Origin of the sequence: Ensifer sp. SSB1 (genome assembly GCF_016652895.1) — a bacterium.
Classification (GTDB): Bacteria; Pseudomonadota; Alphaproteobacteria; order Rhizobiales; family Rhizobiaceae; genus Ensifer.
Map to the genome: position 1 here is coordinate 1 of NZ_JAEPRP010000221.1, position 10,566 is coordinate 10,566.

Below are 10,566 nucleotides of genomic sequence, written 5' to 3' on the forward strand. Positions count from 1 at the left end.
CTTCCACCTTGCCCTTGCGGCACCGGACCGACTGGCCGTCGACAAATTCCATCAAGCCGCCCTATCTTGCGGCGGCCGGGACAACGGCGCGCCCGGCCTGCGGCTCCACTACGGGCCTGCCTACTACGCCGCCTTCGTCATCGATCCGGATGGCCATGCGCTCGAAGCGGTCTTCAACGCGCCGGAAAGCTGCTGATCGCCCCGACACCTGACTGTTTTGTTCGACGCACGTGATGGCCGGAATGAAGATACGATCGATCAGCGCGGATTTGTTCAGCTTCAAAGGGGTCTTGAATCGGACCAATCCGATCGCTCTTCGCATCGAGTTCTCCGACCGCTCCGCGATCCGGATACGATGTGCGAGCGGCGGCGAAAGCATTCTCGTAGACAACCGCCCCTTGAGGGGCCTTATGACGTGGCGGAATGGGGGCCGTTGAAGTCCACCAGTTGCTCGACCGCTTGCCCGTCACAGAGCAAACGATCGAGACGGCAAGCAAGATCATCGATGCGAATGGGGTGGTCGTCGGTTTCGCACTCGTTAGCGGCAAGGTTCCGATTCTCTGCGTCTGGAACTACGGTGCCGAGTTCTACTACGGCAGTTTTGATGCCATGACCGAGCAGGATTTGGGAGCCCGACCCGGAATTTCAGACGCTGCGTTCGCGGTGAAGTAGCTCACGCTCGCGCCATATATTGCGCCGTCACTGCCGTCTCTGCAGCTTCCACGCAAACAAAAGGCCGCGAAGCGCGAGCTTCGCGGCCGGCCTTGTTCAAGCCTGAAGTTCGCCCAAGGGCGGCTTCCCTCAATCCATGTCGTCGTTGTCGGGCGCGCTCATGTGGTCGCGGTTGCCGTAGATGATCTCGCGCTTGCCGACATGGTTTGCCGGGCCGACGAGGCCTTCCTTCTCCATGCGCTCGACCAGCGAGGCGGCACGGTTGTAACCGACGCCGAGGCGGCGCTGGATGTAGGACGTCGAGCACTTCTTGTCGCGCAAGACCACCTTGACCGCCTGGTCGTAGAGCTCGTTGCCGTCTTCGGAGGCAAGCGCGCTCTTGTCGAAGACCGGCGTCTCCTCCTCGGGCTCCTCTTCCTCCTCGTCGGCCGTGACGGTCTCGAGGTATTCCGGACGGCCTTGCGTCTTCAGGTGCGCGACCACGTGTTCGACCTCGAGGTCGGAGACGAAGGGACCGTGGACGCGGGCGATGCGTCCGCCGCCCTGCATATGCAGCATGTCGCCCTGGCCAAGCAGCTGTTCGGCACCCTGTTCGCCCAGGATCGTGCGGCTGTCGATCTTCGAGGTCACCTGGAACGAGATGCGGGTCGGGAAGTTCGCCTTGATCGTGCCGGTGATGACGTCGACCGAGGGGCGCTGCGTCGCCATGATCAGGTGGATACCGGCAGCACGCGCCATCTGCGCCAGCCGCTGGATCGCGCCTTCGATCTCCTTGCCGGCGACCATCATCAGGTCGGCCATCTCGTCGACGATGACGACGATGTAGGGCATCGGCGCCAGATCCATTTCCTGCTGTTCGAACAACGGCTCGCCGGTGCCCTTCTCAAAGCCGGTCTGGACCGTGCACATGACCGGCTCGCCCTTTTCGCGGGCAGCGGCTGCGCGCTGGTTGTAGCCGTCGATGTTGCGGACACCGAGCCGCGACATCTTGCGATAACGATCCTCCATCTCGCGCACGGCCCACTTCAGCGCCATCACGGCCTTCTTCGGGTCGGTAACGACGGGGGTGAGCAGATGCGGGATGCCGTCATAGACGGAGAGTTCGAGCATCTTCGGATCAACCATGATCAGGCGGCACTGATCCGGGCTCAGCCGATAGAGCAGCGACAGGATCATGGTGTTGATCGCCACCGATTTGCCCGAGCCGGTGGTGCCGGCGACGAGCAGATGCGGCATCTTCGCAAGCTCGGCAATGACAGGCTCGCCGCCGATCGTCTTGCCAAGGCAAAGCGCCAGCTTGTAGCCGGTCTTGCGGAAATCGACGGATTCGATCAGCTCGCGGAAATAGACGGTCTCACGGGTGGCGTTCGGCAGTTCGATACCGATGACGTTGCGGCCGGGTACGACAGCGACGCGGGCCGAAAGCGCCGACATGGAGCGGGCGATATCGTCGGCAAGATTGATGACGCGTGACGATTTCACGCCCGGCGCCGGTTCGAATTCATAGAGCGTGACGACCGGACCGGGACGCACGTGGATGATTTCGCCCTTGACGCCGAAATCTTCGAGCACGCTTTCAAGCAGGCCGGCATTCTGTTCCAGCTGCTCCTGCGTCATGAAGAAGCCCTGGCCGACGGGCGCTTCCTGGAGAAGTTCCTCGGACGGGAACTCGTAGCCGTCGGCGCTCGGCGCGCGGTCGGTCGAACCGATGGCCGGCATATTGCTGGGCGCGCGGGTGACCTGCGCCGGCATGGTGATCGCCGCCTTCGTGGCAACCGGCGCCGGCTGATCGATCTCGACCGGTTCGGCGTTGATGATTTCCGCAGCGGCTGCGGACACAGGCTCCACGGCAACAGGTGCCGGCGCAACCTCGGCAACGGCCTCAGCGGTGACAGCAAGCGGTTGCTGTGCTGGCATATCCTCTGGCTTTGCGCCGCGGACGTCGACGACGCGGAACAGCGAGGTGATCGCCGTCGGCGGCATGCGGCGGATTTCAACCGGGCGCACGGGCGCCGGCGGCGTGACCAAGGCGGTCGCAACGGCGGCGGGAGCGACGACGGGTGTCATCGGTGTCGGGGCGGTCGTCTCGACAAACGGCTTCGGATGCGCGGCTTCCGCGCCGGCAACCTCGGCATCATCGGCAGGGCCGAATTCGAAGAAGGCGAAATCCGACAGGAAGACAGAATGCGCAGCGCTCTGATCGACGGGAGCGTCGGCTGTGGCCTGAGCGGGCGCGGGCTGCACCTCCGCGACCGGCACCGAAACGGCGAGCGGCGGCGTCAGAACCGGCGCAAGTACTGCACCGTCATCGGTCGGAGCTTCGACACGCTCGAGCATCGCCGGTTCGATCGTGTTTTGCGCCGCGGTCCAGGTCGGCAGCTGGTTCGTCAGCATCCGCAACAGTTCGGACGGACTATAGGATGGCAGCGTGACTTCGGGCTGCGGCGCATCTTGGGCGGCAGTCGCGGGCACTTCCATTTGCGTCGGCTCGACCGGAGCCGCCATGGCGGGCTCGACGGCTTCCACGGAAACCGGCGCAGGCTCGACCGTCACCTCGACGGTTACCGCTTCGACTTCGGTTACCGAGGCTTCTTCGCTCGCCGCTTCGCTTTCCTCGACCTGCGGTGCGCGCCGCTTCATGAATTCGCGCTCCGGCGTACGGGTGAAACGCACGTTCGGCGCCAGGAAGAAATGGCTCTCCCACGTCGAATCGCCGTAGTGGCCGGCGATCTCGGAAAGAGTCGGCAGGGGTTCGCTCGTCATCGTCGTCACCTGTGCCGGCGCATAGGCCGATCCCTGCCCGTAAAGACGGACAGCACGGTTTACGGTTTCGGTTTGCTGGTTGGCTGGCCTGCGGGGGGCGGCCGGCGCCTCATACAACTGATAGGGGTCGGCGGAGTCCGCCTCATGGGTGGGCATACCGCTCAACGCATCGTCATGCGGACCATCGAAATAATCCGCCTGGTTTGCATCATGCAAAGCAGCCTGTGAGAAGTTTGTCCTGGGAATACGCATGGGTCCTGGAAGAGCTAGAGACATCGCCGCGGGGCCTCCTAAGCGATAGGAAATGAAGGTTAACAACTCCCTTCCAACGCCCCGTTTCGGACCGTCACCCGCCATCGATTGTTGCCGCGCTGTGGGCCGGAAGCCACGCCAAGGCCCGGCCCGCCAAGGCGGGCGCGACGGACAGTCGCCAACGCCGCGCGGTCGAAAATATTTCTTTGGGAACGGCGCCGTCACCGTCTTCGACCGGCCACCTGTGGTGGCAGACTACCAGCCTCGCTGTGAAAACGAATCGGGCCGGCGTGAGAGCATCACGCCGGCCCGACAAGACCCGGAGATAACGGCAGCCGGTCAGCCTTCGCGGCCGGACGCAAACGTCGCATGATGCCTGGCAAGCAACTCGGCCACTTCGTCGACGAAGGCGGGATCAACGTCGGCGGCAAACTCGATGCGGACATTCTTGCCGTCGCGCTTGAGCTTGGCAAAGGCCCGCCCGCCGGCATCGACCAGCGTTTCCGGTTTTACCGTTTCCGGCTTCGGCTTGCGCGACAGCCGGGTGAAGAGGATCTGGAAACGGTGATCGCTTTCCGCTTCGAGGAAGCGGCGGGAGCGGCACTCCTCCTGCGCGACCTGAACGGCGGCCTCGTCTTCAAGCAGTGCCCCGAACGCCATCCAGCGCTCGCGGCCGACCTTGGGCGCCGGGCCGATAGCGCGGGCGATGACCGGCGGCACGCCTTCGGCCACCTGGATCAGACGCGACAACTCGCTCTTCTGCACGGCAAGCGCCTCGCCGATCACCTTGCGATCGAAACCGCGGTCGGCAAGTGCCGAGGCAAACATCGCCCGCTCGATGAAGGAGAGATTGCGCCGCTCGGCGTTCTCCTTGCCCTGCGCGAGCACCAGCTCATCGTCTGTCAGCGGCCGGACGATCGCCTTGACCTTGATGCCGAGGCTGCGGACCGCGTTGAGGCGCCGGTGGCCATAGGCCGTCTGGTAGCGGCCCTGCTTCTCCGGATGCGGGCGCACCAGGATCGGCGACTGCTGTCCACTGTCGCGAATGCTGTCGGCAAGGGCCAGGAAGTCCGGATCATCGGTTTCGCCGTCGGTCAGACGGTCCTCGACGAAGGAAGCATCGATCAGGTCCGGATCGAGTTCGACCACGCGCTCGCCCTGATGCAAGGCTTCGCGCAGTGCACGCGCCTCTTCCGCCTCACGGGTGATGCTGCCGAGCGAAAGGCCCATGGCCTTGATCGCCCCGGAGGCCGCGCGGGGAACTTCGGCAAGCGGTGCCTTGGACGTCACAGGGTTGCCGGGCTGGGCGTTCGCTGCTGCGGCAGATTGCGTGTCATCAGCCGGTGTGGCCGGTCCTGCCGGCGGAACGTTGCCGGAGAACAGGGCGCGCAGTTCGTTCTTGCGGTTACCAGCCATACCGATCAGCGCCCCCATGCCGCATGAATGAGTGCTTCGATCTCGCCGTTGACGGCGTTCAGCGATTCGACCGCGCGGTCGTAGGTGGCGCGCGTGAAATTCTCGCGCCCGACCTCGTAAAGCGTCTGTTTCGTCAGACCGGCATCCGAGACCGCCGTCGACTTCACCATGGCCGAGGTCAGTACCCGCTCACCGAAGAGCGAGCGCATGAAGCCGACGATCTGTGCCTGCGGTCCGTCGTTCGGCTCGAAGCGGGTGACGAGATAGCGCAGGAAGTCGAAGTTCAGTTCACCGCCGGCTTCGCGCACGACACTGAGAAGGTCCGACGTCATGTAGAGGAACTGGTTCATCGACGCGACGTCGAGCATCTGTGGATGCACGGTGACGATGACGGAGGTCGACGCGCAAAGGGCCGAGAGCGTCAGATAACCGAGCTGCGGCGGGCAATCGATGATGACGACATCGTAGTCGTCGGCGACGCTGGCGAGCGCCGTCTGCACGCGGGCAAAGAACAGCGGGCCGGCATCGCTGCCGTTGTGGCGGGCGCTGAGTGCCTGTGGCGTCGTGTGTTCGAATTCCTGAAGCTCGAGATTGCCGGGAACGAGATCGAGACCGTCGAAGTAGGTCTTGCGGATGATGTCCTTGAGCGGGCGGGCTTCGGCATCGTAGCGAATCGCGCCATAGAGCGTGTCGTTGCCGGTGAGATCGAGCTCCGGCTGGTAGCCGAAGAGGGCCGAAAGCGACGCCTGCGGGTCGAGGTCGACGGCAAGCACCCGGTGACCGGTCATGGCCAGATATTGCGCTATGTGGACCGACGAGGTCGTCTTGCCAGAGCCACCCTTGAAGTTGGTGACCGAGATCACCTGCAGATGCTCGCCGGCTTCAGCGTCGCGCCATTTCAGATAGCCGCGCGCCTTGGCGGCATTGCCCTTGGCAAGCGCCTGTTCGGCCAAGTGCCGGCGGAGCGCGTTGATATCGGACAGCGAATAGGAGCGGCGACCGCCGAGGCCCGTGTCCGGCTGCGGACCTTCTCCGGCAAGCGAAAGCTGGCGCAGATAGCCGTCCGAAACGCCGATCAGCTTGGCCGCCTCGCCGGAGGTGAAGCTTCGAAGCGTCTTCATCGCCGTCGGCGGGAAAAGCCGTTCGCGCATCGCCTTCAACTGTTCGGAAAGAGCGCGCGCATCCGCCGCGATCGCTTCGTCGGCCGGACGGCGGGCCTGGGAGTGATCCGCGCCCTGCCTTGCCTGGGTTGCCGTCATATTCATTCCGCCCTACTCCTTGCATGCACCTGACGGTCCGACGCGACCGAAGGGCATTAACAGAGATTATATTCAAATACGGCCAATCAGCACTTATTCGAAAAACTCCGTAACAGAGATGCCCGAGCTTATGATTCGCGTCAAGAGTCGGGCCGCGATCGGAGGCGGATGCGAGCGATGTGCCGAAGGTGCCAATCTCGCAAAAGAAAACGCCCGCGACTGCGGCGCGGGCGTTCGATAAAGCCGTCAAATTAGCAATCAGAGCTTGGGACCGATGTGGGTCGGGATCGGGCACTGATAGGGTTTATCCTCCGTTTTTTCGCGCCACTCCGCCTTTGCACGTGCCAGCAGGTCGGCATCGAGGATCAGGTCGAGACCCGTGGCCGCCAATGACTTCGCGGCGTGGGCGAAAGCCTTGTGGGCGGCCGGGCTCTTGCCCTGCGCGACGACCTGCCAGGTGTGCGGCGCAGTGCCGATCGCCCAGGCGGGCGCCCAGCACTGTGCGGTCGGGGTATTCCAGCTGACATCGCCGACATCGGTCGAGCCTGCGCGAAAATGCGACTGCCCCTCGAAGTCGCGCAACCCGAGGTGCAGGCCTGTCGAGCCGTCGAGACGGCTGTTGGCAAAGACGTCGCCCTTGATCTGGTAGAGGCGGATGCTGCTCGAGATCGCCTCCTGGGTCAGCGTCTTCTGGATTTCCTTGGCAAACGCGATATCCGCCTCGTCGAAGGGAACCGGGCCCAGCGCCACCATGTTCTCGTGGATCACCGTTTCCAGGGCAATGTTGGGCAGGAGGTTCGTCGCCGCCCGGTCGAAGACGATCTCAACCTCGGTCTCGGTCATCATCGCCGCCCCCTTGGCGATCTTGTCGATGCGGGCGGCAAGCGCCAAGGCCTCCGGCATCTGCGGCGCGCGTACGAGATAGAGCGCCTCGGCGCGGGCCTGAACGACGTTTGCAGCCTTGCCGCCGGCATCGGTGATCGCATAGTGCACGCGGCAATCCTGCGGCATGTGCTCCCTTAGGAAGTTGACGCCGACATTCATCAGTTCCAGGGCATCGAGCGCGCTGCGGCCGAGATGGGCGCCATTCGATGCATGCGCGGCCACGCCCTTGAAGCGGTAGTAGATTTCGAGGACGGCGAGATTGTTGGTCGAGCGAACGCCATTGAAGGGCGCCGGATGCCAGGTCAACGCCGTGTCGACATCGGCAAAGACGCCGGCGCGCGCCATGAAGGTCTTGCCGGAACCACCCTCTTCGCCGGGGCAACCGTAATAGCGTATCGTGCCCGGCAGCCTGTTCTCCTTGAGGTAGCGGGCAAGCGCGACGGCCGCGAGCAGCGAGCCGGTGCCAAGCAGATTGTGGCCGCAACCATGACCCGTGCCACCCTCGACCGCCGCCTGCGCCTCGGCAACGCCCGCCACCTGGCTAAGCCCGGCCAGCGCATCGAACTCGCCGAGGAAGGCGATCACCGGGCCGCCCTCACCGATCTCGCCGACGAAGGCCGTGGCAATTTCGGCAAGCCCTCGCGTCACGCGAAACCCGTACTTCTCCAGCATGGCGGTCTGGGCCGCTGCGGACTGTTCCTCGTGAAAGCTCAGCTCCGCATGGTCCCATATGGCATCGCTCATGGCGGCGAATTCGGGCTTCAGCGCCTCGACGGTTTCGACAAGGGCAGTCAGGGCGGATGATTTTGGCATGAATCTTCCTTTTGCAACGGCGCGGGGCGCGGTCGCATCAGTTTTGCTATCGGTGGATCGAAGATGGCGGCCGAGCGGCCGCCATCTCATTGGTCGGATCGGGCCGAGGCCGGATCAGTCGTCGAGGGTCACTTCCCAAAGGCGGGTGTTGGACTGCCACACGGGCTCACCATGCAGCTTCTTGGTGGCGCCCCAGATATCGACCATGTCGTACATGAAGATCCCCGGGACTTCCTCGAGCATCAGCTTGTGGAATTCGTCGAAGATCGCCTGACGCTTGGCCTGGTCGGCCTCGACGTAAGCCGCCTTCATCAGTTCGATCGCCTTCGGATTGTCCCACATCAGCGATGCGTTCTTGTCCTTGTTTCCGACGTAGAAGCTGTACATCAGTGCCGGGTCGAGGCGCGGGGCGACCGACTGCGAAATCACCTGATAGTTGCCGGAACGACGGCGATCGACCTGGGTCGCGTAGTCGAGCACTTCGATCTGCACGTTGAGGCCGACCTGCTGCATCATCGCCTGGGCGACGACGGCAGCCGGGAAGCTCGGCACGTTGCCGCGCTTGTTGGCGATGATGGTGATCTGCTCGCCCTTGTAGCCGGCGTCGGCGAGGTTCTTCTTCGCCTTTTCGAGATCCATCGGGATCTTGGTCTTCTGGACGTCCGAATAGAAGATCGAGTCCGCGGAGACCATCGACGCGTTGGCTTCGCCAGTGCCGTTGGAGACGGCGGCAACGAGCTGGTCGAGATCGAGTGCCTCGGCCATGGCACGGCGCACCGCCACATTGCTCAGCACCTTGTCGCGGGTCTGGAAGTAGAGCAGGTTCTTGCCGTTGTTGCGCTTGACGATGAGCTGCATCGTGTCGCTGTCCTTGAACTCGGCAATCAGATCAGCCGAGACTTCAGCGGTATCCAGCGCGCCGGAGAGCAGGCCGGTCTTTACCGTCGAAGCGTCCGGGATCACCATGAACTTGATGCCATCCACCAGCGGCCGCTTGGAGCCGACCATGCCGTCCGGCTTGCCGTCATTGGCGGGCGAGACGTAGTCGGCGTACTTTTCGAGCCGCACATACTCGCCCTTCTTCCACTCGGCCCACTTGAACGGTCCGGTTCCGATGGGCGCAGCAAAGGCGCCGTCGGCGCCGACGGAATCCTTCGAGACGATGCCGGTGTAACCGCATTCCGGCCGCGCCATCAGGCCGAGGAAGACGGCGGACGGCTTCTCGATGCTCATGGTGACGATGGACGCATCGGCTGCGGCGACGTTGGTCACCTTGATCGACTTGCTGCCGTCGAAGTCGCCGGCACAGGTCCACTTGGTCTCCGGCTTCATGTAGCGGTTCCAGTTCCAGACCACGTCTTCCGCGGTCAGCGGCTTGCCGTTGTGAAACTTGACGTCGTCGCGCAGCTTGAACGTATAGGTCAGGCCATCGGCGGAAACCTCGAAGCCCTTTGCGAGCAGCGGCTTCACTTCGCCGTTTTCGGCGTAGCCGACGAGACCTTCAACGATGTGGAAGATCACCGAGTCAGTGTTGCCGTCGCGGTTGACGCCGGGCTCGTTGCTGCGGATGTCCGAGCTCTGGGCGACCGTCAGGTCGCGTGCGTGGCCGAGCGCGATCGCGCTCATCAGCATGGTTCCGGCCAAAAGTATGGTCTTCATGGTTCCTCTCTCTTTTCTGATTGTTGGTGTGGTTCAAAAAGCGCGCCAGCAGGCCTGTGACAGCTTGCCGATCGTTTCGAGCGCGATGGTGTAGCCGGGCGTGCCGTCGGACATCAGCGCAGGCACGCCGTCTGTAAAGGCGGCGATGGCATAGAGCGGCTTGCCGTCGCGATAGACGACGCCGGCATCCATGCGGCCGCGTTTGCCGCGACCACCCTTGCAGGCGGCGACCGTATCGAAGGGCAGTCGCGAGCGGATGCCGTAGCGCAGCACCTGGTTCTTCAGCGTCTGCACGGCAAAGGCGGCGAGTTCGACCGTAATGCCAAGCCTGGCGGCAGCCGTGGCATCATGCTCAGCGGCGAGGATCAGTTCCAGGAGCATCACCTGGTCGGCGGCCGTCGTCGTGGTGACGTCGGCCAGCGAATGGTCGGGCTTCAACGCCAACGGCGGAATGAGGAAACGGTGGTGCGTGCCCACCATGCCGAGCGCCTTGCAGTAGCCGTCGACCTCTTCGAGCGTCAGGCGCTCGAACACCATTTTGGTGCAGACATTGTCGCTCAGCACCATCATGCCGACGATGGCATCGCGCAGCGAAATGACGATGCCGGGCGTCAGGTAGCGGAACATGCCGCTCGCCACTTCCTTGCTGAGACGTGCTTCGTAGGTGATCGGCTCATCGAGGCTAAGCCGCCCTTCGGCCACCGCCTTCAGCGCTGCCATCATGATCGAGGTCTTGCGGGTGCTGGCCGATGGCGTCTCCTCATGCTCGCCGCGACCGATGGTTTCGCCGGTCTGAAGGTTGCGCACCAGGAAACGGGTGACGAAGGGTTCGGCAGCGGCGATGGCG

General features: G+C 63.7%; 7 protein-coding genes and 1 pseudogene. 2 read left to right on the plus strand and 6 right to left on the minus strand.

Annotation, left to right across the window (positions count from 1 at the left end):
- Both I8N66_RS33280 and I8N66_RS33285 read left to right on the plus strand, forming a co-directional pair.
- A pseudogene (locus I8N66_RS33280) lies at nucleotides 1–196 on the plus strand (VOC family protein); the annotation flags it as partial.
- 227 nt (nucleotides 197–423) lie between these two features.
- Nucleotides 424–672: a hypothetical protein gene (locus I8N66_RS33285; RefSeq protein WP_291163557.1), complete on the plus strand. Its 249-nt coding sequence runs from the start codon at nucleotides 424–426 to the stop codon at nucleotides 670–672.
- A gap of 129 nt (nucleotides 673–801) precedes the next feature.
- Here the strand turns inward: I8N66_RS33285 and I8N66_RS33290 are convergent, their stop codons facing one another.
- The 6 genes from I8N66_RS33290 to I8N66_RS33315 all read right to left on the minus strand — a co-directional run bounded on the left by I8N66_RS33290 (nucleotide 802) and on the right by I8N66_RS33315 (nucleotide 10,562).
- A complete protein-coding gene (locus I8N66_RS33290; protein ID WP_291163569.1) occupies nucleotides 802–3,687 on the minus strand; it encodes a DNA translocase FtsK in 2,886 nt (961 codons plus the stop codon).
- Nucleotides 3,688–4,026: 339 nt separating this feature from the next.
- Nucleotides 4,027–5,103, minus strand: a complete 1,077-nt coding sequence (gene repB, locus I8N66_RS33295) for a plasmid partitioning protein RepB (RefSeq protein WP_291163560.1) — start codon at nucleotides 5,101–5,103, stop codon at nucleotides 4,027–4,029.
- 5 nt (nucleotides 5,104–5,108) lie between these two features.
- The gene (gene repA, locus I8N66_RS33300) at nucleotides 5,109–6,362 is read right to left on the minus strand and encodes a plasmid partitioning protein RepA (protein WP_291163572.1); all 1,254 of its coding nucleotides are present in this window, start codon (nucleotides 6,360–6,362) and stop codon (nucleotides 5,109–5,111) included.
- Between the two features lie 258 nt (nucleotides 6,363–6,620).
- Complete coding sequence (locus I8N66_RS33305; protein ID WP_291163563.1) at nucleotides 6,621–8,060, minus strand: M20 family metallopeptidase; 1,440 nt, start codon at nucleotides 8,058–8,060, stop codon at nucleotides 6,621–6,623.
- 114 nt (nucleotides 8,061–8,174) lie between these two features.
- On the minus strand, nucleotides 8,175–9,719 hold the full coding sequence (locus I8N66_RS33310; RefSeq protein ID WP_291163566.1) for an ABC transporter substrate-binding protein: 1,545 nt from the start codon (nucleotides 9,717–9,719) through the stop codon (nucleotides 8,175–8,177).
- Nucleotides 9,720–9,752: 33 nt separating this feature from the next.
- Nucleotides 9,753–10,562 (minus strand): class A beta-lactamase-related serine hydrolase, encoded by an 810-nt coding sequence (locus tag I8N66_RS33315; protein WP_291163575.1) that lies wholly within the window; start codon nucleotides 10,560–10,562, stop codon nucleotides 9,753–9,755.
- Between the last annotated feature and the right edge of the window lie 4 nt (nucleotides 10,563–10,566).